General features: G+C 62.2%; 22 protein-coding genes. 5 read left to right on the plus strand and 17 right to left on the minus strand.

The window, feature by feature from the left end; translation table 11 throughout:
• Positions 1-14: 14 nt before the first annotated feature.
• The 10 genes from AD659_RS15525 to AD659_RS15565 all read right to left on the minus strand — a co-directional run bounded on the left by AD659_RS15525 (position 15) and on the right by AD659_RS15565 (position 11850).
• Positions 15-938, minus strand: a complete 924-nt coding sequence (locus AD659_RS15525; RefSeq protein WP_053122798.1) for a sugar ABC transporter substrate-binding protein — start codon at positions 936-938, stop codon at positions 15-17.
• Positions 939-989: 51 nt separating this feature from the next.
• On the minus strand, positions 990-1142 hold the full coding sequence (locus AD659_RS29985; RefSeq protein WP_167352829.1) for a hypothetical protein: 153 nt from the start codon (positions 1140-1142) through the stop codon (positions 990-992).
• A gap of 140 nt (positions 1143-1282) precedes the next feature.
• Complete coding sequence (locus AD659_RS15530; protein WP_053122801.1) at positions 1283-2335, minus strand: Gfo/Idh/MocA family protein; 1053 nt, start codon at positions 2333-2335, stop codon at positions 1283-1285.
• Positions 2336-2474: 139 nt separating this feature from the next.
• The gene (iolG, locus tag AD659_RS15535) at positions 2475-3485 is read right to left on the minus strand and encodes a bifunctional inositol 2-dehydrogenase/D-chiro-inositol 1-dehydrogenase (RefSeq protein WP_053122804.1); all 1011 of its coding nucleotides are present in this window, start codon (positions 3483-3485) and stop codon (positions 2475-2477) included.
• Positions 3486-3514: 29 nt separating this feature from the next.
• On the minus strand, positions 3515-5446 hold the full coding sequence (gene iolD / locus AD659_RS15540; protein WP_053122806.1) for a 3D-(3,5/4)-trihydroxycyclohexane-1,2-dione acylhydrolase (decyclizing): 1932 nt from the start codon (positions 5444-5446) through the stop codon (positions 3515-3517).
• A 150-nt stretch (positions 5447-5596) separates the two neighbouring features.
• On the minus strand, positions 5597-6418 hold the full coding sequence (locus tag AD659_RS15545) for a TIM barrel protein (RefSeq protein WP_053122808.1): 822 nt from the start codon (positions 6416-6418) through the stop codon (positions 5597-5599).
• 36 nt (positions 6419-6454) lie between these two features.
• Positions 6455-7957, minus strand: a complete 1503-nt coding sequence (locus AD659_RS15550) for a CoA-acylating methylmalonate-semialdehyde dehydrogenase (RefSeq protein WP_053122810.1) — start codon at positions 7955-7957, stop codon at positions 6455-6457.
• Positions 7958-7987: 30 nt separating this feature from the next.
• Positions 7988-8797 carry a 5-deoxy-glucuronate isomerase gene (gene iolB, locus AD659_RS15555; RefSeq protein ID WP_053122812.1) on the minus strand — a complete coding sequence of 270 codons (810 nt, stop codon included), beginning with the start codon at positions 8795-8797 and terminating at the stop codon, positions 7988-7990.
• Positions 8794-9687 carry a myo-inosose-2 dehydratase gene (gene iolE / locus AD659_RS15560; protein WP_053122814.1) on the minus strand — a complete coding sequence of 298 codons (894 nt, stop codon included), beginning with the start codon at positions 9685-9687 and terminating at the stop codon, positions 8794-8796. Before iolE ends, iolB begins: the two co-directional genes overlap by 4 nt.
• A gap of 225 nt (positions 9688-9912) precedes the next feature.
• Positions 9913-11850, minus strand: coding sequence for a bifunctional 5-dehydro-2-deoxygluconokinase/5-dehydro-2-deoxyphosphogluconate aldolase (locus tag AD659_RS15565; RefSeq protein ID WP_053122815.1), 1938 nt, complete (start codon positions 11848-11850; stop codon positions 9913-9915).
• A gap of 312 nt (positions 11851-12162) precedes the next feature.
• Here AD659_RS15565 and AD659_RS15570 point away from each other — a divergent pair, with 312 nt between their 5' ends.
• Together AD659_RS15570 and AD659_RS15575 are read left to right on the plus strand one after the other, a co-directional pair.
• Positions 12163-13086 carry a MurR/RpiR family transcriptional regulator gene (locus AD659_RS15570; RefSeq protein ID WP_003202885.1) on the plus strand — a complete coding sequence of 308 codons (924 nt, stop codon included), beginning with the start codon at positions 12163-12165 and terminating at the stop codon, positions 13084-13086.
• A gap of 29 nt (positions 13087-13115) precedes the next feature.
• A complete protein-coding gene (locus tag AD659_RS15575) occupies positions 13116-13727 on the plus strand; it encodes a glutathione S-transferase (RefSeq protein ID WP_053122817.1) in 612 nt (203 codons plus the stop codon).
• Between the two features lie 166 nt (positions 13728-13893).
• Here AD659_RS15575 and hcnC read toward each other — a convergent pair whose 3' ends face one another.
• From hcnC to hcnA, 3 genes are read right to left on the minus strand one after another with little or no spacing between them, the layout of a single operon-like run.
• Entirely contained in the window at positions 13894-15153 is a 1260-nt protein-coding gene (gene hcnC, locus AD659_RS15580) for a cyanide-forming glycine dehydrogenase subunit HcnC (protein ID WP_053122818.1), read from the minus strand.
• Positions 15146-16555, minus strand: a complete 1410-nt coding sequence (hcnB, locus tag AD659_RS15585) for a cyanide-forming glycine dehydrogenase subunit HcnB (protein WP_053122820.1) — start codon at positions 16553-16555, stop codon at positions 15146-15148. The genes hcnC and hcnB overlap by 8 nt, the downstream gene beginning before the upstream one ends.
• A complete protein-coding gene (gene hcnA / locus AD659_RS15590; RefSeq protein ID WP_053122859.1) occupies positions 16552-16875 on the minus strand; it encodes a cyanide-forming glycine dehydrogenase subunit HcnA in 324 nt (107 codons plus the stop codon). The genes hcnB and hcnA overlap by 4 nt, the downstream gene beginning before the upstream one ends.
• A 276-nt stretch (positions 16876-17151) precedes the next feature.
• Here hcnA and AD659_RS15600 point away from each other — a divergent pair, with 276 nt between their 5' ends.
• Together AD659_RS15600 and AD659_RS15605 are read left to right on the plus strand one after the other, a co-directional pair.
• On the plus strand, positions 17152-17835 hold the full coding sequence (locus tag AD659_RS15600) for a response regulator transcription factor (RefSeq protein WP_053122824.1): 684 nt from the start codon (positions 17152-17154) through the stop codon (positions 17833-17835).
• Positions 17813-19198 carry a sensor histidine kinase gene (locus tag AD659_RS15605; protein ID WP_053122825.1) on the plus strand — a complete coding sequence of 462 codons (1386 nt, stop codon included), beginning with the start codon at positions 17813-17815 and terminating at the stop codon, positions 19196-19198. The genes AD659_RS15600 and AD659_RS15605 overlap by 23 nt, the downstream gene beginning before the upstream one ends.
• Before the next feature lie 256 nt (positions 19199-19454).
• Here AD659_RS15605 and AD659_RS15610 read toward each other — a convergent pair whose 3' ends face one another.
• The gene (locus AD659_RS15610; protein WP_053122827.1) at positions 19455-19700 is read right to left on the minus strand and encodes a DUF1652 domain-containing protein; all 246 of its coding nucleotides are present in this window, start codon (positions 19698-19700) and stop codon (positions 19455-19457) included.
• 240 nt (positions 19701-19940) lie between these two features.
• Complete coding sequence (locus AD659_RS15615; RefSeq protein WP_053122829.1) at positions 19941-21425, minus strand: helix-turn-helix transcriptional regulator; 1485 nt, start codon at positions 21423-21425, stop codon at positions 19941-19943.
• Between the two features lie 292 nt (positions 21426-21717).
• Between AD659_RS15615 and AD659_RS15620 the strand changes: the two genes are divergently transcribed.
• Positions 21718-22176, plus strand: coding sequence for an REP-associated tyrosine transposase (locus tag AD659_RS15620; protein ID WP_053122831.1), 459 nt, complete (start codon positions 21718-21720; stop codon positions 22174-22176).
• Between the two features lie 193 nt (positions 22177-22369).
• Here AD659_RS15620 and AD659_RS15625 read toward each other — a convergent pair whose 3' ends face one another.
• Together AD659_RS15625 and AD659_RS15630 are read right to left on the minus strand one after the other, a co-directional pair.
• Positions 22370-23653, minus strand: coding sequence for a Zn-dependent hydrolase (locus tag AD659_RS15625; protein WP_053122833.1), 1284 nt, complete (start codon positions 23651-23653; stop codon positions 22370-22372).
• Positions 23654-23806: 153 nt separating this feature from the next.
• Positions 23807-25285, minus strand: a complete 1479-nt coding sequence (locus AD659_RS15630; protein WP_053122836.1) for an NCS1 family nucleobase:cation symporter-1 — start codon at positions 25283-25285, stop codon at positions 23807-23809.
• Between the last annotated feature and the right edge of the window lie 507 nt (positions 25286-25792).

Here is a 25792-nt window from a genome sequence, read left to right on the forward strand (position 1 = left end):
GACCGGGTTGAACGTCACTTGAACTGATCGACGTTTTCCGGCGTGATCAAGCGGTACGGCACCACGACGGACGCCATTTTCTCGCCCTTGGCCATTTTGACCGCCGTGTCGATGGAGCCATCGGCCTGGCCCTTGGCGTCCTGGAACACCGAGACCGCCATTTGGCCTTTCTTGATGGCGTTCAAACCGTCCGGCGTGCCATCGACCCCGGCAATCAATACGCTGCCTTTCTTTTTACCCGCTTGCCTGAGGGCCATGGCCGCGCCGATGGCCATTTCGTCGTTGTTGGACACCACCGCGTTGAACTCGCGACCTTGGGTCAGCCAGTCATTAACCAGGGTCATACCCTTGTCCCGCGACCAGATACCGGTCTGCTCCTGTTCGATCTTGATGCCCGGGTACTTGGCCAGTACCTCCTTGACGCCCTTGGTGCGGTTGGTGGTGGAGTTGTTGGCCAGGTCACCCAGCAGGATCACGATGTCGCCCTTGCCGCCCATCTTGTCGGCCAGGTATTGCATCTGCATGCGCCCGGCTTCGAGGTCGTCGGAGGCCACGGTGACCACCCCTTCAGGCAACTTCGGATCGTCCGGGCGACGGTTGACGTACACCAGTGGAATACCTGCGGCCACCGCGGCCTTGGTGATGCGCTGGGTCGCGGCAGTGTCCACCGGGTTGACGATGAGCGCATCGACCTTCTGGCTGATGAAGCTCTCTACCTGGCTCAGTTGCTTGACCACGTCGCTGCGCGCATCTTCGAACTGCAGGGTGACGCCGTCCGGCAGGGACTTGGCTTTCTTGTCCATGGATTCGCGCAGGTAGGTCAACCAGGTGTCATCGAACTGGGACATGCTGACGCCGATCTTCAGGTCCGCCAGGGCAGCGCCGCTGGTGAGCATCAACGACAGGGCCAGCGAGGCGATACGGGTCTTGGTCTTCATGAACGGTCTTTCTCCACTTTTTTGTTGGTTTTATGGATAAGGCGTGACGGATCAGGAACGGGGCAAACGCACGATGGGCGCGCCGGGCATGCAACAGACCACGGCGCCCTTGCGCTGGATACACAGGGATTCGAACAGGGGAAGGACTGCGGACAGGCGCAGCAGATGTGACAGGTGAAACGCAGAACGGCTGAAGGTTTTCATCGACGGTACCTAGCTGTGTTTCTTGTTTTTGTTTCGTCTGTCTCCATTCAAGGCTGGCTTGGCAGAGGCAGACAGGGTTGTCGGTCACCTGGAATCGACTTTATTGGAAAATATTTTCCACATCAACTAATTTTAGAATTTTATTCGTTTTTTATTCCATGTCCCACAGACGCGGATAAACACATCACCTCGCCCTGTTCGGCACTCTGCCTGGCCGCGTCGAGGATGCGCGTGGTCGCCAGCGCATCACGGGCCTCCACCGGCAGCGGGCCAGCGCCCTGCAATGCGCTTTGCAGCTGTTGGTAAAACGCCAGCCAGCAGCCGCGTTCCGAGGTCACCCGCTCGCGCTCGGTGCCGTGTTCGAACCAGCCCCAGCGCCGATGCTCTTCGGCCCCCCAGCGTTCGCCCTCGGTCGCCGGGCTCAAGCCGGCCAGCGCTTGGGCCTCCTGCCCGTCCAAGCCTTCGACGGTGTAGCAACCCTGGGTGCCGTTGACCCGAAAGCGCGGGCGCGGTGCGTTTTGCACGCAATTGCCGCTCAAGTGGGAGATCACGCCGTTGGCGTGGGTCAAGGACATGAAGAAGCCGTTGTCGAATTCCTGACCTGGCTGCCGGTAGTCCAGCTCGGCATAGACCCGCACCACCGGCCCGAACAGTTGCAGTGCCTGGTCCACCAAGTGGCTGCCGAGATCGCGCAGGAACCCGCCACCGCTGCCTTTGCCGACCGAGGTCGGCGAATAGCGTTCGACGCTGGATTCAAAACGGATGACCTGACCCAGGGCACCGGACGCCAGCAGTTTGCGCAGGGTCAGGAAGTCCGAATCCCAGCGGCGGTTCTGGTACACGCTCAAGGGCACATTTCGGCGCTCGGCGGCCAACACCAGCGCCTCGGCCTGGGCGGCGTCAGGGGCGAACGGTTTGTCGCTGACCACCGCCACGCCGAGTTCAATGGCCTGCATTACAATGGCCGGGCGACCGTCCAACGGCGTGGACACCACCACCGCATCGACACCCGCCGCTACCAATTGTTCGAGAGTGTCGAAGGCTTGGGTATCGGGGTGATCGCTGGCCAGTTGCTGGCGGCGCTCGGCGGACCGGGTCACCACGCCGACGAACGTAGCCCCTGGCAGGCTGCTGATCAGCGGCGCATGAAAGAACCGCCCACCCTTGCCATAGCCGACTAGTCCGATTCGCATGAAAGTTCCTTGTTGATCACTGAATGAATGCAACCCCTGTGGGAGCGGGCTTGCTCGCGAAGGCGGCGGCACATTCAACATTGATGTCGACTGACACTATGCCTTCGCGAGCAAGCCCGCTCCCACAGGGGGAATGCATTTAACCGTAGAAACGCGGCCGTTCGGGCAGGTCGACCTTGACGATCTGCCCACTCTGCTGCGCTTCGACACAGGCATCCGCCGCCATCGCCGCGGCAAACCCATCCCAGGCCGACGGCCCGCCCACTTGCCCGGCGCGCACACCGTCGATGAAGGCTTGCAATTCGACGTCGTAGGCCGCGATGAAACGGTCCTTCCAATCCATCAGGATCGCATTGGACAGCTTGGCGCCGCTGCGCAGTTGCACCTGGGACGGCTCCGGGAGCTTGGCGATGCCGGTCTCCCCCACCACTTCGCATTGGATGTCATAACCGTACTGGCAGTTGACGAACACCTCGACGTCGATGCGCGTACCCCGGGCGGTTTCCAGCAGGACGATCTGCGGGTCCCGCAGGTGAGCCAGGGCCTTGCTGGTCTTGCGCGGAAAGACCACCTGCACCGAGACGTAGTCATCGGCCAACAGCCAGCGCAACACATCCAGTTCATGGATCAAGGTGTCGGTGATCGCCATGTCGGTCTTGTAGTTCTCGCCCACGCTCGGGTTGCGGTGGGCGCAGTGCAGCATCAGCGGCTCACCGATCTGGCCGCTGTCGATCACCGCCTTGAGCGCCCGATAGCCTTCATCGTACGGACGCATGAAACCGACCTGCACCAGGCGCTTGCCATGGGCCACTTCGGCGTCGACGATCTTGCGGCAGCCCTCGGCGGTGACCGCCAGAGGCTTTTCACAGAACACCGGCTTGCCCGCCGCAATCGCCGCCAGCACGAACTCTTCATGGCTCGGGCCCCAGGAGGTGACAAGAATCGCCTCCACGTCCGGCGCCTTGATCAACGCATGACCGTCGGGATAAACCTCGGCGGTCAATTTCAAGTCGGCCACCACCTTCGCCGCCTGGGCAAGGTTGATGTCGGTCACCGCGACCACCTGGCTGTTGAGCAAGGTCTGGCTGCAACGACGGATATGGTCCTGGCCGATGGCCCCGGTGCCGATGACGCCCAGCTTCAAAGACATTTGGAACTCCTTTCGTAGGGTTGGGGCAATCAGTATTGACGGGCTTCGGCCAGTCGTTCGTTGAGGGTCTTGGCGACGGCATCGGTGCGGGCGCTGGTGGACACTTGCGCCACGCCGACCCGCCACCAGGACAGATATTTGTGGATCATGGTCTTGGGCAAGACCTTGATGTCGATCAGCGTCGAGACCGTCTGGCGCCGCGCATCGGCCAGGGCCGCGTGCAGCTCATCAAGGGTCCTCACTTTGTAGGTCTTGCACCCGTAGGCCGCCGCGCTCATGGCGAAGTCCACCGGCACAAAGGCACCGTCGAGCTTGCCGGTCTCGGGGTTGCGAAAACGGAACTCGGTGCCAAAGCTGTCCATACCGTGTTCCATTTGCAGGTTGTTGATGCAACCGAAGGTCATGTTGTCCAGCAGCACCACGTTGATCTTGCGGCGCTCCTGGATCGAGGTCGCGAGCTCCGAATGCAGCATCATGTAAGAGCCATCGCCCACCAACGCATAGACCTCTTTGCCCGGCTCGGCGAGCTTGACGCCCAGCGCCGCATTCACTTCATAGCCCATGCAGGAATAACCGTACTCGACGTGATAGGTGCCCACACCCTTGCTGCGCCAACTGCGCTGCAAATCGCCGGGCAGGCTGCCGGCGGCGGCGACGATGATGGCGTCATCCGCCAAGGTTTCGTTGAGCGTACCGAGCACCCGGCTCTGGGTCAGGCAGGAGCCGGTGAGTTCGATGAATTCACGAAACACCGCCGGATCCATGTGGTCGTTGATTTCCGGGACGAAATCCTCGGCCTGGTAATCCGCCTGGTAGATCCGGTCCACTTCCGCGTCGAGCTGGGCCTTGGCGTCGGCGATCTGCCCGCCCCATTCGGCGCGATAATCCCCCATCGCGGCCGACAAGGCCTCCAGGCCCGAACGGGCGTCGGCCAACAGTTGCACGCCGTCGAGCTTCAAGGCATCGCACGGGCTGATGTTGAGGTTGAGAAACTGCACCTCGGGGTGCTGGAACAGCCATTTCGACGCCGTGGTGAAATCACTGTAGCGGGTGCCGATGCCAATGATCAGGTCGGCTTCCTTGGCCAGCAGGTTCGCCGCCAGGCAACCGGTTTCGCCAACGCCGCCAACGTTCAGCGGATGGCTGGAAACCACGGCGCTCTTGCCGGCCTGGGTCTCGGCAAAGGGAATCTCGAAGCGCTCGGCAAACGCCTGCAACGCCGCGTTCGCGCCGGAGTAGCGCACGCCGCCGCCACAAATGATCAACGGTTTGCGCTTGCCCTTGAGCAGCGCCAGGGCATCGCCGAGCATCGCTTCGGTGGCCGGGCGCCGGTCGATGCGGTGCACGCGTTTTTGCAGGAAGTAATCCGGGTAATCGTAGGCTTCGGCCTGCACGTCCTGGGGCAGCGCCAGGGTCACCGCGCCGGTTTCGGCCGGGTCGGTCAGCACCCGCATCGCGTGGATCGCGGCGGTCATCAATTGCTCGGGGCGGTTGATGCGGTCCCAATATTTGCTCACGGCCTTGAAGGCATCGTTGGTGCTGATGCTCAGGTCGTGGAACTGCTCGATCTGCTGCAGCACCGGGTCCGGCTGGCGACTGGCGTAGACATCGCCGGGCAACAGCAGCAACGGGATGCGGTTGGCCGTGGCGGTGGCCGCGGCGGTCAGCATGTTCGCCGCACCGGGGCCCACCGACGAACTGCAGGCGTAGATCTTGCGCCGCAGATGCTGCTTGGCAAACCCGATAGCGGCGTGGGCCATGCCCTGCTCGTTGCGGCCCTGGTGGACCACCAGGTCGCCGCTGTCCTGCTCCAGCGCCTGGCCCAGGCCCAGCACGTTGCCGTGGCCGAAAATGGTAAAGACCCCGGCGACGAACTTGCTCTGGACGCCATCGACCTCGACGTATTGGTTATCGAGGAATTTCACCAGGGCCTGGGCCATGGTCAGTCGTGTTGTGGTCATGCTTGCACCTTTTCAAACGCAACTCGGTCAAGTGTGGGAGCGAGCTTGCTCGCGATAGCGGTGTGTCAGTCAAAATTGATGCTGGCTGACCTACGCCATCGCGAGCAAGCTCGCTCCCACAGGAGGTTCTCCATCGTTCGGGGAGGCGGGTCAGGCCTGTGAGCTTTGCAGGTGGCTCATGCTCGCCCCCAACGCCTGGCGGATGTCGGCCAGGTCATGGACGCTCTCGGCGAACGGCTCGAAGGACAGGTGGCCCTCGTAGCCACCAGCCCGCAGCGCCTCGATCTGCGCGGCATTGCCGAGGATGTCAGCCTCGCCCACCAGCACCCGGTGGCCGTCTCGAATCGTCGCCAACGGCGCCTGGGCATCCTCGACCCCGGAGATGTGCACCAGTCCGGTCAACTCAGGGAAAAATTCCTGCTCGCCCGCCAGATGATGGTGAAAGGTGTCGTGCACCAGGCGGAACACATCCAGCCCGCCAATGCTCTTGATCGCTTCCACCGCCGTGCGTTTGCGGCGCAACGAGCACTCTTCGAAACCCAGGGGTTCGATGAAACCGTAGATGCCAAAGGCGCGCAGGATCGGCGCCAGTTCACTGAGGGCGGTCCGCAGCCCCGCAGCCCGTTCAGCCTCGCTGCGCGGGTCGGCGTGGTCGTTGAGCGGGCACATCACCAGCCCCTCGGCACCGCACTCGCGGGCGTAGTCGGCCAAGCGCACGGCCTGGGTGCGGCGCTCGTCGTTCCACACATCAAAGGGGTACAGGGCGTTGATCGACAGCACCTTGATGCCGCGTGCCTCGCACAACTCACGGACGCGGGCCGGCGGCATGCCGTCTTCGATCTCGACACCCTTGAGGTCGTTGCGAATCTCGATGGCATCGGTTTTCAACGCCAGGGCCAGGTCGATGAACGCGGGCAGTGACAGGCGCGGCGCAACCATTCGGTTCAAGGCAAAACGCAGGGGCTTGTTCATTATTGTTCTCCCTCCGGCAGTCATTCGAAAAATGCGTTATTGGGCAGTCGGCATGCTGAATTCAGGGCCCTTGGCGATGCTGTCCGGCCAGCGCTGCATCACGCTTTTGTAGCGGCTGTAGAAGCGCAGCCCTTCTTCCCCGTAGGCATGGTGATCGCCGAACAGCGAGCGCTTCCAGCCACCAAAGGAATGCCAGGCCATGGGCACCGGAATTGGCACGTTGATGCCCACCATGCCGACCTTGATGCTGCGGGCGAACGCCCGGGCGATGCCGCCGTCCCGGGTGAAGCACGACACGCCGTTGCCGAACTCATGGGCGTTGATCAGCGCCACCGCCGTGGCGAAATCCGGTACGCGGACGATCCCCAGCACCGGGCCGAAAATCTCCTGCTGGTAGATGCTCATCTCCGCAGTGACCTGGTCGAACAGCGTCGCCCCGACAAAGAACCCCTGCTCGGCTCCCGGCACTTTGAAACCACGACCATCGACGATCAGCCGTGCGCCCTCGGCGACACCGGCGTCGATGAAACCTTCGACCTTGGCCTTGTGCTCGGCGGTGACCAGCGGCCCCATGTCAGTGCCAGGCTGCTGGCCGTTGCCAACCTTCAACTGGTCGATACGCGGCAGCAGGCGAGCGATCAATTCGTCGCCGACATCGCCCACCGCCACGGCAATGGAAATCGCCATGCAGCGTTCACCGGCCGAGCCGTAGGCCGCACCAATCAAGGCGTCCGCCGCCTGGTCGAGGTCGGCATCGGGCATGACGATCATATGGTTCTTCGCCCCGCCCAGGGCCTGCACGCGCTTGCCGTGGGCCGTGCCCTGCTGATGGATGTATTCGGCGATGGGCGTGGAGCCGACAAAGGAAATCGCTTCGATGTCCGGGTGCTGCAACAGCGCATCCACCGCCACCTTGTCGCCTTGGACCACGTTGAACACGCCGTCCGGCAAGCCGGCTTCCGTCAGCAAGCGGGCCATCAGCAAACTGGCGGACGGGTCGCGCTCCGAAGGCTTGAGGATGAAGCAATTGCCGGCAACCAGCGCCAGGGGAATCATCCACAACGGCACCATCACCGGGAAGTTGAACGGCGTGACCCCGGCGCAAACGCCCAGGGGTTGGCGCAGGTTCCAGTTGTCGATGCCACCGCCGATGTTGTCGCTGAAATCGGTCTTGAGCAGGTTCGGCGCACCGCAGGCGTACTCGACGATCTCGATGCCGCGGGTGACTTCGCCATGGGCGTCGGACAGCACCTTGCCGTGTTCACGGCTGATGATCTGCGCCAGTTCGTCGTGGTGACGATCGAGCAGTTCCTTGAACTTGAACATCACCCGCGAACGGCGCAAGGACGACTGCTCGGACCAGACCGGGAACGCCGCCAGCGCCGAAGCCACCGCCGCGTCAACGGTGCTCGGTTCGGCCAGGGCCACCCGGGCCTGCACCGCACCGGTGGCCGGATTGAAGACGTTGCTGGACCGCGGACTGTCGCTGTCCTGCACCTGACCGTTGATGTAATGGCCTACTACCGGGGCGTCGCTCATTGTGCTTATTCTCCCTGCGTATGTGTGGGGTCAGAGATCCAGCAGCCAGCTGTGCTGCGGATCGTTGTGGAATTGCCAGACCCGCTTCGGGCCGGCCATGACATTCAGGTAATACGACTCGTACCCGTAGGGCACGCTGACCGGGTGATAGCCCTTGGGGACCACCACCAGGTCGCTGTTCTCCACGGCCAGGGCCTGGTCGATGCTGCGGTCGTCGGTGTAGACCCGCTGGAACACGAAGCCTTGGGACGGATTGACCTGATGGTAATAGGTCTCTTCGAGGAAGCTCTGGTGCGGCAGGTCATCGGTGTCGTGCTTGTGCGGCGGGTAGCTAGAGGAATGCCCCGACGGCGTGCGCACTTCCACCACCAGCAGTGAATGGGCCGGTTCGCTGTCCGGCAGGATGTCGCAGACATAGCGTGTATTGGCGCCCTTGCCGCGCACGCTGCGCTTCATGCTGTCCGGGCGGATCAGCCGTGGGCCATAACTGTTTTGCGCAGAACCCGGCGCGGCGCACACGGCAATCTGCACATCGCTCAGGGCGGTGACCTGGGCCTGGCTGCCGGGCGGCAGGTAAGCGGCATAAGGCGATTTGTCCTCGAACACCGACTGGCGATCGCCGAGGTTGTCCCAATCGAAGGCGCCCTGCCCCGGCGCTTCGCCCTTGAGGCTGATGCGACCACTGAGCAGCACCAGGCACAATTCCTTGTCCCCGGCGGCCACCGGCAGGGTTTCCCCGAGGCTCAGGCGATAGGCGGCGAAGCCGACATATTCCAGCTCACCCGCCGGCAACTGGACCATGGTCCGGCCGCTGGATTGGCTCTTGATCAACAGGCTCATGCCGGACTCCTTTCCTGCAGCAAGGCGCGCAGGGTGTCGTAGCCCTTCTTGGCGTAGGTATAACTCGGCGCTACGGCCGGGTCCTGCTCGGCTTCCACCACCAGCCAGCCGTGGTAGGCGGCGGCCAGCAGCACATCGAGCAATGCAGCGAAGTCGATGTCGCCATCTCCCGGCACGGTGAAGGTGCCGTTGATGATGCAGTCGGGGAAGCTCCAGAGGTTGTTGCGCGCCAGCTGCACCACGGGTTTGCGCACGTCCTTGAAGTGCACATGGCAGACCCTCTCGATGTGCTTGCGCAGCACCTGCAACGGTTCGCCACCGCCCATGTAGCAGTGGCCCGAGTCGAACAGCAGGCCCACTTCGCTGCCGGTCAGGGCCATCAGTTTGTCGATGTCCGAGGGCGACTCGACGTAGGCGCCCATGTGGTGGTGATAGGCCAGGCGCACACCGTGGGACAAGGTGAAGCGCGCCAGCTCGGTAAGTTTGTCGGCATAGGCTTGCCAGGCGTCATCCGTATGGAAGCGTGGCCGCTCGACCAGTGGAATCCGCTGGCCCTGGATCGAGTCGGCGACTTCGCCGTAGACCAGCACCGTCGCACCGTTCTGCGCCAGCAGCTCGACGTGGCTGGCGATGGCGTCGATTTCTTCGGCCGCCGAACGCCGAGCCAGGCGACTGGAATACCAGCCGGAGACCAGCGCCAGGTCATAAGGCCGCAGCACATCGCCAACGCCCTTGGCGTCCTTGGGGAACTTGCCGTTGAGCTCAAAACCTTCGTAGCCGATGGCCTTGCCTTCACTCAGCGCCGTACTCAACGGCGTCTCGCCGCCCAGCGACGGCAAGTCATCGTTGCTCCAGGAAATCGGGTTGATGCCAATTCGAATAGCGGGCATGGCTGCACCTTTTATTGTTGTCTCTAATGTTCAACCGATCACCTGTGGCCAGAGATTGCTCCCGCTCGGCTGCGCCTGTAGGAGCTGTCGAGTGCAACGAGGCTGCGATCTTTCCAATACCAATTGAGTCGAGAGCGAACGATCAAGATCAAAAGATCGCAGGCTTCGCCAGCTCCTACAGCGTCCAGCGGGAGCAAGCTCCCTCGCCACAAAAGCCCCTGTGCCTCATGCACGAGCACTGCGCCACGCCTCGATCAACTCCACAAACCTGCCCTGCACGTCCCGGATCAGCGTTTCATCATCGATCTCCCCGGCCAGCCAGGCACGGCTCGGTTCCTGGAAGATCGTACGGCCCACGGCAAACCCACGGCAGGTGGTGCTCTTCCTGGCCTGGCGAAAGCCTTCGGCCAACGCGGTGGCCGGGGCGTTGAGACCCAGCAGGACCACGCCACGGCAATACGGATCGCGCTGCTGGATCAGCTCATCGAGCTGCTGCCATTCATTCGCACCCTGGGCTTCGATCTTCCACCACGCAGGGAAAATACCCAGGTTGTAGAGGCGCTTGAGGGCGCGATAGAGCACGTCCGGGTGCGGTGATGGATGATCCTTGGGCGGTATGACTTCCAGCAGCAATTCATGGCCGCTGGCCTGGGAAGCTTTGTACAACCCCATCAACTGCGCCTCTTGCTCCAGGCGCAGCAGCGGTTCGTCGTCAGGGTGAAATTGCACCAGGCACTTGATGATCTGCTCCTGTGGCCAGGCGATCAGGTTGCTGCCAATGGAGCGCCCGTGTTCAAAGGCCAGTGGCCGCGAACCTTGCACCTCCACCGGCCGCGCCACCCACCAGCCCCGACCGGTGGCAGCGTTCAGCGAGTCCTGGCCGAAGCGCTGGTCGGCCAGCAGACCGACATCGGCCTCGATGCCCTGATGTCGCAGGTCGGCTTCGACCCGCGCCACCGCCTGGATGAACAACTGCTTGAGTTCGCCGATGCTGCTCAACTCGCGGCCACCCTTCTGAGCCAGCTCCACCAATTGTCCGCGATGGTCGAAGGCGAAGATGAACAGCTGTTTCCAAGCCTTGCGGGGCACGCTGACCTGGTGCAGCCGTTGCAGCACGGCATCCTGGTCGGGCCGGGTGATCGGCACCGGGCTTTGGAATAGATAGTCGAGCTCGGCCCGGGTCGGCATCGCCGGGGCGCAGGCATGGCGCGACACCACCAGCCCTCCGCAAGCATTGGCCAACTGGCAGCAGCGTTCATCGCTGGCGTCCTCCAGCCAGCCGGCGAGAAATCCGGACATGAATGCATCACCGGCGCCCAATACGTTCAAGACTTCGACCCGTACACCTGGGTAAATCGCACCGTCTTCAAGCCGGGTCGGAATGGGGCCATGGATCACCGTGCAGCCCTGGGGGCCGAGCTTGACCACCAGGGTCGCCGCCGTCAGCGAGCGCACGGTGCGCAGCGCGGTCAGCAGGTCTTCGCTGCCGCCGGCAATGAGGAATTCTTCTTCGGTGCCGACGATCAGGTCGAAACGCGGCAGGATGCCTTGCACGTGCTGGCTGACCTTCTGGTCGGCGACAAACCGGGTTTCTCCGTCAGCCTTGGCCGCCAGGCCCCAGAGCACCGGCCGATAGTCGATATCGAGGACGCGCTTGACCTGGTGCTTTTGCGCGTAGTCCAACGCTTGGATACTGGCCTGGTAGACGCCATCGGTGGAGAAATGCGTGCCGGTGATCAGCAGAGCCTTGCTGGAGGCAATGAAGGTTTCGTCGATGTCTTCGGCGCGCAGCGCCATGTCGGCGCAATTTTCCCGGTAGAACACCAGGGGAAAGGTTTCCCGGTCCTTGATACCCAGCAGGACCATGGCCGTCAGGCGTTCGGGATCGACCTTGATGCCACTGACGTCGCAGCCTTCGCGGGCCAGGGACTCCATCAAAAAGCGGCCCATGTGGTCGTCCCCGACCCGGCTCAGCATCGCCGACCGGAGCCCCAGGCGCGCCGTGCCGAAGGCGATGTTGGCCGAGGAACCGCCCAGGTACTTGGCGAAGCTCGAAACATCTTCCAGGCGCGCGCCGACTTGCTGCGCGTAGAGGTCGACGCCCAGGCGTCCCAGGCAGATCACATCCAATTGACGCCCACTGGCAAAACGAGTCTGGCCCATGCTGGCTCCTGTTATTTTTATCAGCCTGCGCTTGTCGCCGACACCGGCGCCAACGCTGTTGGTGAATGCAGACTAAAACGAGCAGTGGGCAATAATCAATAATTATTCTATAAATTTTTTACGTGGAATATTTTTTCCAATACGCTATGACCCAAGCGAACCAGACACCGTGCATCGTTTCAGCACTGCTGCAACATTTGTCCGCCCATGATTTTCCCTGCGCCTACGCTGTAGACTGCGACCAGCCAACCTATTGTCGAGGGCCGGCCTTTTTTCGGGCCGCCCTATAAGAACAAGCCAGAAGGATTTTCTATGACCCGCCCCGATGATCTGCCGGCGCCGTCCGAGAGCGCGTCCGAACCCGCCCTCCCGAGCCCACCGATCAATGCCGAGCGCCTGCTGCAACTGATCACCGACGAATACGAAAGCCTGCCGCGCCAGCTCAAACGCATCGCCAGCTACATGAGCCAGCAGAGCGACCGGATCATGGTCGACCGCATCAGCGACATCGCCCGGGAATGCGAAGTGCACCCCTCGGCCATCGTCCGATTCTCCCAGCGCTTCGGCTTCAGCGGGTTCAGCGAAATGCAGGCGTTGTTCCGCGAGGCCTACACCCACAAGACCACGCCGGTGCAGAACTACCAGCAGCGCATCCGCAGCATGATCGCCAACAAGTCGCAGAAAGCCAGCGGCGGCGACCTGGCCCGCGAGTGCGTCAACGCGACCCTGTCGGGCATCGAGCGCCTGGGGTTGGAGCTGGACGACCAGGCGTTCGAAAAGGCCGTGGACCTGGTGGTCAACGCCGACAACATCTATGTGGTGGGCGTGCGCCGCTCGTTCGCGGTGGCCGATTACCTGGTCTACAACCTGCAACACACCAACAAACGCATTCACCTGGTGTCCGGCCTGGGGGGCAGTTACCGCGAGCAGATGCGCAGCGTGCGGGCCAACGACCTGGTCATCGCCATCAGCTTTACGCCCTACGGCAAGGAAACCCAGCACTGCCTGCGCATTGCCCAGCATCACCAGGCCAAGACCCTGATCATCACCGACAGCAACCTCTCGCCCTTGGCCAAGCGGGCCAACGCGGTGTTGCTGGTGAACGAAGGCAGTTCGTTCGCCTTCCGTTCGTTGAGCGCCACGTTGTGCCTGTGCCAGGCGTTGTTCATCGCCGTGGCTTACCGGCTGGAACTCAAGGTCGATGAAATCCATGAACAGGTCGGGTTCGAGGATTAACCCCGCAAGATTTTTCTGAAGGAGACGTCATGAAACTGATCGGCATGCTGGACTCGCCCTACGTGCGACGCGTCGCCATTTCCGCCAAATGCCTGGGGGTCGCCCTGGAACACGAGTCCGTTTCGGTGTTCAGGCATTTCGACCAGTTCCAGCGCATCAACCCGGTGGTCAAGGCCCCGACCCTGGTGCTGGACGATGGCAATGTGCTGATGGACTCTACGTTGATCATCGACTACCTCGAGGCCTTGGCCGCGCCGGGCAAAAGCCTGATGCCGGTCGACAGTGGGCAGCGACTGCGCTCACTGCGCCTGATTGGCTTGGCCCTGGCCGCGTGCGAGAAGTCGGTGCAGATCTACTACGAACGCAACCTGCGTCCCACGGAAATCCAGCACGCCCCCTGGGTTGAACGCGTGGAAGGTCAACTCGCGGCGGCTTATTGCCTGCTGGAGCAAGAACTGGAAAAACAGCCGCTGCCCACCGATGGCACACTCGATCAGGCCGGCATCACCGTGGCGGTGGCCTGGAGCTTCACCAACCTGGTGGTGCCGGACCAAGTGCAGGGCCAGTCGTTTCCGTCGATCAGCGCGTTCACCGCCTATGCCGAAGGGTTGGAGGCGTTTGTCAGCACGCCGATGGAATAACCTCTTTGAACAAGAATTCCTGAAGGCAACCAGAGCCCCTGTGGGAGCGAGCTTGCTCCCACAGGGGGTTCCTGAATAACTTACGGATCGAGGCTCACCCTAAATCCCTGTGGGTCCTGGATGACCGCCAGATAGGGTTCAATTCAAATCCCACACAGGATTTTGCTCAGGCCAGTTCCATTTCCTTTGGCTTTACCACCGGCGCCACTTCGAAGCGATCCGCCAGGAACGGCGTGATGTCCAGCGGCAAGGGCTCGTTGTTCACCAGTTTGTCCAGCAGCACCCCGGTGATGGCCGAGGTCAGGATGCCGGTGCGGAAATGCCCGCAGGCGTTGAGATAGCCCTCCACGCCGCGCATCGGCCCCAGGATCGGCAATTCATCGGGCGAGCCCGGGCGCAGGCCGGCCCAGGTTCGTTTCAGGTTGATGTCGACCAACTGCGGGATGCAGCGCACCGCGCCTTGCACCAGCCCCTCGATCTCCGGATAAGTCGTGGTCACGTCGAAGCCTTTGTCTTCAGTGGTGCTGCCAATCAGGATTTCACCGTTGTCTTTCTGCGCCACATAGCAGTCGCTGGTGGTCAGGCAGCCGTTGAGGATTTTCGGCATGCGCTCGGTCAGCAGGATCTGGCCCTTGACCGGCTTGACCGGAATCCGCACGCCAGTGGCCTGCTCGCTCAGGTCCGCCGCCCAGGCACCGGCCGCGTTGATCAGGGTCCGGCAATGGAAAGTCCCCGCCTCGGCAGTTTGCACCCCAGTCACCCGTGTGCCGCTGCGCAACACCTCCGTCACATGGGTGTTGAAGAACAGATCGACGCCATTCTGCCGGGCGCCCTCGGTGTAGGCGTCGGCCAGGCGGAACGGGCTGACCTGATGATCGCAGAGAAATTCCAGGGCCCCGAGGGCTTCATGGCTGACATTCGGCTCTGCCGCGCGCAGGGCAACCTGATCGAGCCAGCGCACCTGGTCGGCCAGGTGGGGAATGCAGGCGACGATGTGCTCGGCGTACAAGCGGTCTTCGTCGTCGTAGATCACGAACTTGAGCCCGGTCTCCTCGAACTTGAAGTCCATGCCGTGACGGTCGATCAATTCGCGGTGCAACTGCGGGTACATCGCGTTGGACTGCAAGGCGAAATCGAAAAACGACTGGGGCAGGATGTGCGGCGTGCTGGCATCCACCGCCACGGCGGCACCCTGGGTCTGGCGCTTGCGGTTGGCCGACATCATGCGAAAGAAAATCACCCCACACCCCAGGCCCACCGACTCACCGATGGCCCACAGCCCACCCGCCGAGGCGCGGGTCGCGTTGCCGGGGCGCTTGGCGTCGATCAAGGCGATCTTCAAGTGTTTGCGCTTGGACAGTTGATAGGCGCACGAGGCCCCGATCACACCGCCACCGGCGATGACCACGTCATAGTCCTTAATCATGGGAAACGGCCTCCGTGCCGACGTTCTGAAACGCTGAAAAGGGAATCGGGTCGATGGGGAAGCGCGGCCGCAGCCAACCCACGTCGGCGCGCCCGGTGGCTTCGCGCAAGCGGTCGCTGCAGTAGCCGACGCACATCCGCCCCTGGCAATCGCCCATGCTCACGCGGGTGCGCATCTTCAGGCTGGCCATGTCCTGCACGCCTTGCTCCAGCGCCCGGTCGATGTCGGCGCGGGTGGCGTGTTCGCAGCGGCAGATCACCGTGTCGGCGGCCGGCAATGCGGTTTGCCCGGCGCCACGCTGGGTGTAGCGATCCACGGCGGCGCGAAAGCGAATGATCCGCTGCAGTTGCGCCTGGTAGCGTTCGCGGTGGGCCAGGGCCGTGGACGGATCCAGCACATTGCGTTGCAGGAGGATCGACAACGCCGCGATGCGCCCGCTGAGCATGGCCGCTTCACCGCCGCGAATCCCGCCCATGTCACCGGCCAGATGAATGTGCGCTTCGCTACTTTGTTGCCAGGCATCGGACACCGCCCGCAAATAGCCTTCCTCGCTGAAAACGTGTTCCAGGCCCATCTGTTGGCTCAATTGAGTTCGCGGGATAAAGCCGTAGCCAACTGCCAGGGTCTGGGCCGGCACCTGTTCGGCGCGTTTGAGATCCGGTTCCCAGGTCGTGGAATAAGGAGCGACGGTGACATGGCTCAACTCGCCCTCGCCGTCAGCCTGCACCACGCCCCAGCCATAACGGACGGGAATGCGATTGCGCTTGAGGTAGGCGAGCATGCCCAGGCCGTCGAGGAACAGTTGCGGTTTGTTCAGCAACGCCAGGCTTTCCTTGGCGATCCGGCCGAATGCGCAGGCTTCGAAGACCCCCGCCACCGCCACGCCCGCTGCGTGCAGTTGGCAGGCCACCAGCGGCAACAACGGGCCGGTGCCGGCGATCACCACCGGGCTCGGCGGCCTGACCACGCCGCTCTTGATCTGCAATTGCAGGCCGCCGAGCATCATCACCCCCGGCAGGGTCCAACCGGGAAACGGTACGCTGCGTTCGTGGCAACCGGCCGCCAGGACCAGATGGGAATAGGCGACCTCACCCAGGCGCTCGTCGGCGTCCAGCAGCATCAGCGCCCGGAAGCCTTCGGCACCGATGACACGGCTGCCCAATCGCACGTCGATCAACCCGGCGTGGCGCTGATATTCTCCGTGGAGTTTTTCCAGGGCTTCGCGGTAGCGCGGCCCCAGGTAGTCGAGGCTGACGCCATCGCGCAGCGGCCCGCGGTACACGACGCCACCCAGGCGCGGCGCTTCTTCGAGCAGCGTGCAACGCACCCCGTGGGCGGCCAGCTCAATGGCCGCCGCCATGCCCGCCGGCCCACCGCCGACAATCACCGGATCGAGGCTCATGGCGCCTCCGTTTCGGTCATGCGGTTGGCCCGCGTCTCGATCTGCATGCCAGGGCGCACCAGGGTCTGGCAGGCACGGCGTTTGTGCCGACCGTCGATCTTGACGAGGCAGCACTGGCACACGCCCATGCCGCAGTAGGCACCGCTGATCTGGTCGTGGTCGTTGCGGGCGACCTGGCGTTGCCCCAGGGACTGGATGACGGTGAGGACGGTTTCGCCGTGGGCGGCGTTGACGACTTGCCCGTCCAGGCGCACCGTCATGTCGGCGCGGGTCAACGGCTGGATATCGAATGTTCGGCGTAGAACGTCTTGAGGTTGCATCATGCGGCTCTTCCTTGAAGGTTCAGTGAAGTTTCGGCTCCTTGCGGCACACATCCACCGGTTCGCGTCGGCCCCCGGCAACAGCGCACCGAAGCGGGGCAACAGACGCGACATGATAGTGCGCACGAAATTCATGTTAGGGATAATTTGTGACCAAGTGTTGATCCAGGCCAGCGAATCGGTGTGTCGGTCCATGAACTTTTTTTCAGAAAGCCGACAGGTAATGTTTGGCAGAATGCTGCGTAATCGCTCCAATTTCCCCACACGGTACCGCCCATGAACCGCATCCTGACCATCGAAGACGACGCCGTGACCGCCCGTGAAATCGTGGCCGAGCTGACCCGCAACGGCCTGGACGTCGATTGGGTCGACAACGGCCGCGAAGGCCTGGAACGGGCAGTCAGCGGCGACTACGACCTGATCACCCTCGACCGCATGCTGCCCGAGCTCGACGGCCTGGTGATCGTCACCACCCTGCGCACCATGGGCGTGGCCACACCGATCCTGATGATCAGCGCCCTCTCCGACGTGGATGAACGCGTGCGTGGCCTGCGGGCCGGCGGCGACGATTACCTGACCAAGCCGTTCGCCACCGACGAGATGGCCGCCCGGGTCGAAGTGCTGCTGCGGCGCAACAATGGCACCCGCGAGCCGGAAACCGCACTGCGGGTGGCCGACCTGGAGCTCAACCTGATCAGCCGCGAAGCCAGCCGCAACGGGCAACTGCTCAGCCTGCTGCCCACCGAATACAAGCTGCTGGAATTCCTGATGCGCAACAGTGGCCAGATTCTCTCGCGCATGATGATTTTCGAGGAAGTCTGGGGTTATCACTTCGACCCCGGCACCAATCTGATCGACGTCCACATCGGCCGCCTGCGCAAGAAAATCGACCCGCCGGGCCTGGAACCGCTGATTCGCACGGTACGGGGTTCCGGCTATGTCATTGCTGAACCCCGCTAAGGGCTGGCGCTCCTCCAGCAGCCGCCTGCTGGCGCTGTACAGTTCGCTGTTCGTGATCTGGAGCGCGATCCTGATGGGGGTGATGTATTACGAAGTGTTTGGCTACCTCGACAGCCTGGCCAAGCACTCCCTGATGCAGCGCCAGCACCTGTTCGCCCGGATCCACGGCGAGCAATTGGAAGATGCGCTGATGGCCAGCCTGACGCTGGACGAGCGCGGCGTCGACGCTTATGGGCTGTTCGATCCGCAACTGCGCCATTTGAGCGGACCGATCCAGCGAGTGCCCGCCGATCTGCCACTGGACGGCAAGATCCACATGCTCGGCGGCTGCGTCGATTCCGATGAACCGGGCGTGCCTTCCGACAGCTGCGACGCGGTGGCGACCCGGACCCAGGACGGCCGCTGGCTGGTCCTGGCCCGGGACAACGGTTCGCTGTTCGCGGTGACGCGGATCATCTTGCACGCGCTGTTCTGGGGGGTATCGCTGACGATCCTGCCGGGCATCGCCGGCTGGCACCTGTTGCGCCGCCGACCGCTGCGGCGGATCCGCCAGTTGCAGGCCAGCGCCGAAGCCATTGTCGCCGGTGACCTGACCCATCGCCTGCCGCTGTCGAGCCGGCGCGATGAACTGGACATGCTGGCAGCGATCGTCAACGCCATGCTCGAACGCATCGAACGCTTGATGAACGAGGTCAAGGGTGTGTGCGACAACATCGCCCATGACCTGCGCACCCCGCTGACGCGTCTGCGTGCCCAACTTTATCGCATCCAGCAGCAAGCACCGGACGGCTCCGCCGAAGCCTTGCAGATGGACCAGGTGCTCGCCGAGACCGACACCCTGATGGCACGGTTTCGCGGTTTGTTACGGATTTCCGAACTGGAAGACCAGCAACGGCGCTCGGGCTTCGTGCGCCTCGATCCGTTGCAGTTATTGCAGGAGCTGCATGACTTTTACCTGCCACTGGCCGAAGAAGGCGAACTGACCTTCCTCCTGGAGGCGCCCGACGCCCTGCCCCTGCTCAACGGCGACCGGGCCCTGCTGTTCGAGGCGGTGTCGAACTTGCTGAGCAACTCCATCAAGTTCACCCCGCCGGGGGGCACAGTGATCCTGCGCGGGGTCGATCAGGGCGACAGCACGCGCATCGAAGTGCTCGACTCCGGCCCCGGTATCCCCGAGGCGGAGCGCAAGGCCGTGTTCCGCCGCTTCTACCGCGCCGAGGGCAGCAGCCAGCACGGCGGATTCGGCCTGGGCCTGTCGATCGTCGCGGCGATCGTCAATCTGCATGGGTTCACGTTGGAGGTGGGCAGCAGCGAACACGGCGGCGCGCGGTTGGTGCTCGATTGCCGGGCGACGTTGTTGTAGGAAAACCGCACCTGTGCTGCACCAGAAAACCGCACCAATGTTGCTGCAGAAAACTGCACTTGTGGCGAGGGAGCTTGCTCCCGCTCGGCTGCGAAGCAGTCGCAAAACCGGTGGACATGGTTGGCCTGGCGTGCGCGTTCGGCAGGTTTTGGGGTCGCTGCGCGACCCAGCGGGAGCAAGCTCCCTCGCCACAGGGTGTGTGTGCTTAACCTTTATCTATCAAGCCACAGGGCGTGGTGTGTTTGATCTTTAGTTATCAGGGTTCACTGCGATGCGGCGGGGTGTTCTGCAGCTCATAGCGCAGCTCGTCGATCAACTTGGCGATGCTTTCTTCCGAGCGGACACTGTCGACACTCATGCCGCTCACCACCAAGTCCACCTCGCCGCTTTCACGGTGGTACAGGCGCACGGTGAGGGTGCCGTCGCCATTGAGGCTGCATTCGCAGGCCAGGGGCGTAAAGCTTTCTTCGAGGCGGGCACGAAAGGGGGCCAGATGAGTCATGGAATGCACCTCAGCCCCGGGGGCGCAAATGAACGGTAGACAGCTCCGGCCTCCTGGTCCGCATAGACATCCTGTCGCTCACGTATCGAGTTCGTTCATAGCACATTGAGGCGTATTCCTTGAGTGTTTCGTGGGGGACGCAGCATCACGGCGGATGTCGCACACTCACAGCCTAAGGAACCGCCTCCTCCCGCAAAACCTGAATTTGCACCAGCACACCCGGTGCATTTGCACTGGCTATCATGGTGCCTTCATGCGCCATTCATTGGCGAACAACCCCCGCTCCCGTGCCCAGACAATCGCCTCGCTGCGGCTATGCAAATCCAGTTTCGAATACAGTGTTGCCACGTGATTGCGCACGGTGTTGGGCGCGAGCTTCAGGCGCGCGGCAATTTCCTTGTCAGCCAGCCCCTCACAGATCAGCCCCAGCACATCACGTTCCCGGGCCGTCAGCTCGGTGAAGGATGCGCTGGGCACCTGGGTATTGAGGCTCTTCACGTTGGCCAGTTTTTCAATCAGCGTCCGACTGAACCATGACGCGTCTTTCATCACTTCCTCGATCGCCGCCACCAGTTCCAGCTCCGAGCGCTTGCGTTCGGTGATGTTCATCAACACCAGCAGGTAACAGGGCTTGTCCTGGATGAGCACCGTATCGGCGGCGACCTCGCAGTCGATGAGTTCGCCACCCTTCTTGTGCACCTTGACGTCGATACTTGAGACAGCGGCGGCCTTTTCCAGCCGGGCAAACAACGCGACGCCGGCGTCCTTGTCGAGAAAGCCGATCTCCTCCACGGTTTTACCCAGCAACTCTTCGCTGGCGTAACCGGTGGTCTGGAGAAACGCTTCGTTGATTTCCAGCAATTGCTGCTCGGCACTGCATACCAAGGTGGGCACGGGTGACAGGCGGAACGACTTGGCAAAACGCTCCTCGCTCTGGCGCAGCGCCGTTTCCGCCTTGCGGCGCAGCTCCATGTCCATGAAGGAAAACAGCATGCAGTCTTCGTCATGCAGGTCCAGCGGCTGGCCGGCAACGACCACCTGCTTGCTGGTGCCATCGGGCAATTTCAACTCGGCCTGCATTTGCGGAATGGTCGCGCCCTGCCCCAGGCGCTCGATGGCCAGGTCGCGCTTCTCGGCGGCTTCGAGCACATCCAGTTCGTACACCGAACGCCCGATCACCTGCTCGCGGCTGTAGCCGGTCATCTCCAGGAAACCCGGGTTGACCTTGATGTAGCGCAGGTCGCTAAGGCGGCAGATCACCGCCGGCGCCGGGTTGGCCCCGAAGGTTTTTTCAAAACGCTGCTCGGCGCTGGCCCATTCGGTGGCATCGCTGAGAATCAGCACGAGCAGTTCCGGCTCACCGTTGCGGTCGGCCAACACCATGCTGCGGATCCGATGCACCCAGGTGCGATCCGGGTCGGCCTTGGGCGTGACTTCCACCAGCACATCGCTGAACTCATCGCCACGGGCCACTCGGGCGATGGGATAGTTGTCTTCGGTCAGTGGATGGTTGTTGCGGTAACGCAAATTGAAACGCCGGGCGTATTGCCGGGCCGTGGTGCCCAGCTCATCAAGGTCGTTGACCCCGTGCATGGCCAACGCTGCGGCGTTGGCCCAGGCGATGGTCTGGTCGACCTCGATCAACATCACCCCGTCGGACAGCCCGGCAATAATCTGCAGCAATTGACGACGGTTGGTATCGGTGGTCGGGACTTGCTGATTCATTGGGTCTCCATGTGGTTGGAAGCGCATGCAGATTACGACCCTCCACAGGGATGACACGTTCCCCATAGGAACTGTGTAGGAGCTGTGTAGGAGCTGTCGAGTGCAACGAGGCTGCGATCTTGCCAGCATCAATTGAGTCAAAAGCGAAAAATCAAGATCAAAAGATCGCAGGCTTCGCCAGCTCCTACAGAAATCTGCGTGCACTGAAATATTGCGCAATTGCTTTTTCAAGCGTTCTTCGTCGCAACGACTAATTTTCGATGATCGACATATTTCTTTTGGAGATCACCCAATGCCCACCGCAGCACATGGATGTCGTTTGCGTAAAGGTCGAGTAAGCGAGCACGAACGAATCTATCTATTGACCGCCGTTGTGTACCAGCGTCAGCCTATTTTCAGCGATTGGCGAGTGGGCCGGCTGCTCGTCGAGCAATTGCGCAGTGCCGAAGAAGCCTCAATGGTGACCTCCCTCGCCTGGGTAGTGATGCCGGATCACGTACATTGGCTGACACAGTTGCATAGCGGCACTCTGGCCGAGCTGATGAGCCGCATCAAATCCCGCAGCAGCCGAGGCGTCAATCTTGGCCGTTACCAGCAAGGCCGATTATGGCAGCGAGGCTATTATGATCGTGCGCTACGCAAGGATGAGGATCTGAAAGACGCTGCAAGGTACATCATCAACAATCCATTGCGTGCCGGCTTGGTGAAGCGTGTGGGTGACTACCCCCTGTGGGATGCCATTTGGGTTTGAAGAGCAAAAAGATCGCAGGCTTCGCCAGCTCCTACACCGGCAATCCCCCTGTAGGAGCTGTCGAGTGCAACGAGGCTGCAATCTTGCCCCAGGCAATTGAGTCGAGAGCGAAAGATCAAAAGATCGCAGGCTCCTACACCGGCGATCCCCTGTAGGAGCTGTCGAGTGCAACGAGGCTGCGATCTTTTACCCCTCACGCGGCCATGCGCCCCTCGGCAATTGCCTGGGACGCGGCCAGCATCGCTCGCAGCAGCACCGCGCAACCGGCGGCGAGGTCGTCTGGGGCGGCGTTTTCGATTTCGTTGTGGCTGATGCCGCCTTCGCAGGGCACGAAGATCATTCCGGCCGGGCCCAGTTCGGCGAGGAAGATCGCGTCATGGCCGGCACCGCTGACGATGTCCAGGTGGGACAGGCCCAGCCCTTGGGCGGCGCCGCGTACGGCGTCGACGCAACCCTGGTCGAAATACAGCGGCGGGAAGTCGGCGGTGGGTTTCAAATCGAAGGTCAGGCCGTGTTGCCGGCAGGTGTCTTCGATCACCTGCTTGACCTCGGCGATCATCGAATCCAGGCGCGCCGGTTCCAGGTGACGGAAATCCAGGGTCATGCGCACCTCGCCGGGAATGACATTGCGCGACCCCGGATAGGCTTGCAGGCAACCGACCGTGCCGCAGGCATGGGGCTGATGACCGAGGGCGGCACGGTTGACGGCGCCGACGATGATCGAGGCACCCACCAGGGCGTCCTTGCGCAGGTGCATCGGGGTCGGGCCGGCGTGGGCTTCGACGCCGCGCAAGGTCAGGTCGAACCACTTCTGCCCCAGGGCACCCATCACCACGCCGATGGTCGTGCCCTCGTCTTCGAGGATCGGCCCTTGTTCGATGTGCGCCTCGAAATACGCCCCCACCGGATGCCCACTGACCGGGCGCGGGCCGGCATAGCCGATGGCGTTGAGCGCCTGGCCGACGCTGATGCCCTCGGCGTCGGTCTTGGCGAGGGTTTCTTCGAGGCTGAATTTCTCGGCGAACACACCGGAGCCCATCATGCACGGGGCGAAGCGCGAGCCTTCTTCGTTGGTCCAGACCACCACTTCCAGCGGCGCTTCGGTCTCGATGTTCAGGTCGTTGAGGGTGCGCAGCACCTCCAGCCCGGACAGTACGCCAAAGCAGCCGTCGAACTTGCCGCCGGTGGGTTGGGTGTCGATGTGGCTGCCGGTCATCACCGGTGGCAGGTTCGGATTGCGCCCCGGGCGACGGGCGAAGATATTGCCCACCCCGTCGATGCTGACGGTGCAGCCCGCCGCCTGGGTCCATTGCACGAACAGGTCGCGGGCCTGGCGGTCGAGGTCGGTCAGGGCCAGCCGGCACACACCGCCCTTGACCGTAGCGCCGAGCTGGGCCAGGTCCATGAGCGACTGCCACAGGCGGTCGCGGTTGATGTGCTGATGGGTGGATTGCAGGACGTCGAGGGCTGCGTTCATGGGGATCTCCATTTTTTCAGGCATTTTTTTCGGGTGTGTTTGAGGCCGCTATCGCGAGCAAGCTCGCTCCCACACTGGATTTGGGTGGATGCAAAATCTGTGTGCACAGCACATCCCCTATGGGAGCGAGCCTGCTCGCGATGAGGCCCTCTTTCACACCGCTGTTTTAGCGACGGACGGGCTCGCTCGCATACTGCACAACCCGTAATAAATCACCCCGCCCAGGGCCGAGCCGGTGAACCAGCCATAGCTGTAGAACCAACTGAACGCATCGCTGCCCAGGGACAGCAGCGTCAACACCACCGGCACGCCAAAGGCGATGAAGCCATTCCAGTTCCACGCCGGGTAAATGTCGTCGCGGTACAACCCGGCCAAGTCCAGTTGCTGTTTCTTGATCAGGAAATAATCCACCACCATGATCCCGGCAATCGGCCCCAGCAGGCTTGAATAACCCAGCAGCCAGTTGGAATAGACCGACTCGAGGCTGACCTCGGAGACGATCAGGCCGAGTTTCTTCAGCAGTTCGTGGGCCATCAACGCCAGCCCGACCAACCCAGTGAGCATCACCGCCTTGGTGCGACCGATCAGTTTCGGCGCCAGGTTCTGAAAGTCGTTGGTGGGCGAAACGATGTTGGCCGCGGTGTTGGTCGACAGCGTAGCGACGATGATCAGCACCATGGCCAACGCCACCCACACCGGGCTCTGGATGTGCCCGATCAAGGTCACCGGGTCGGAGACGGTCACCCCCACCAGTTTTTCCGAAGCCGCGGTCATGACCACGCCGAGGGAGGCGAACAGGAACATGGTCAACGGCAGGCCGATGATCTGCCCGACGATCTGGTCTTTCTGGCTCTTGGCATAACGGCTGAAGTCCGGAATATTCAACGACAGCGTGGCCCAGAAACCGACCATCGCCGTCAGCCCGGCAAGGAAATAGCTCGTCACCCCGGCGCCTTCAGGCCGCTTGGCCGGGACCGCCATCAGTTCAGTCAACGAGACATTGGGCAACGCCCACACCAACAGCCCCGCCCCCACCAGTACCAGCAGCGGCGCAGACAGGGTTTCCAGCCACTTGATCGACTCGGCACCGCGCAGCACCACCCACAGGTTGATGACCCAGAACACCATGAAGCCGATCACTTCGCCGGTACCGCCCAGGCTCTTCCAGCCTTCGAACACCGAGCCGAGAAACAAGTGGATCGCCAACCCGCCGAACATGGTCTGGATGCCGAACCAACCGCACGCCACCAGGGCGCGGATCAGGCACGGCACGTTGGAACCAATGACACCAAAGGACGAGCGCAGCAGCACCGGAAACGGAATGCCGTACTTGGTTCCGGCGAAGGCGTTCAGGGTCAGGGGGATCAGCACAATGATGTTGGCGAACAGGATCGCCAGCAGCGCCTCGCCCACCGTCAAGCCGAAATAGGCGGTGAGCACGCCGCCGAGGGTGTAGGTCGGCACGCAGATCGCCATGCCCACCCACAATGCGGTGATGTGCCATTTGTTCCAGGTTCGCTCATGCACCTGGGTCGGCGCGATGTCGTGGTTATAACGGGGGCTGTCGAGGACGTCGCTGCCGGCTTCAAGCTCGAATAATCCGTCGCGCTCGATCACTGTTGATCTGGTCATGTCCGCTCCACTGTTTTCATTATTTTTGCTCATCGACTGGCGATGGCCGGAGTACTTGCACGCGTGCTATCCATCACCCCGCCAGGCCACGACGGCACTCAATAACCGTGCCGAATAACGCGCCGAGCTGACCGGATGATCGATATAACCCTTTCAACCTTTTGATGTTTAACGTTTTAAAACCCAGTGATTGCCTTGTTTAACTCCCGGCTTATCGATATTGAGGCTAGATGACCTTCACGCCCTGTCGAGCAGGAGATTCAAAGTGGTGCACCCCGAATCGACGCGAGGTGTCTGGACCGCACTTCAAACGCTTTCAAGCCGCTGATTTACCATGACAAATCTCGCTCAAATAACGATCCTGTCAAGTGCGTCAAAATGGTGAACAGGCTCACCATTTTGGTGAAGTTGTAAATTAATCGTTAAATTTCAATAGGTTAATTAACGAATAAGCTTATAAAAAATAATCTTGCTCATTTCGATAACTCCAGCTAGCGTCTAATCCTG

It is taken from the genome of Pseudomonas thivervalensis, assembly GCF_001269655.1.
Classification (GTDB): Bacteria; Pseudomonadota; Gammaproteobacteria; order Pseudomonadales; family Pseudomonadaceae; genus Aquipseudomonas; species Aquipseudomonas thivervalensis.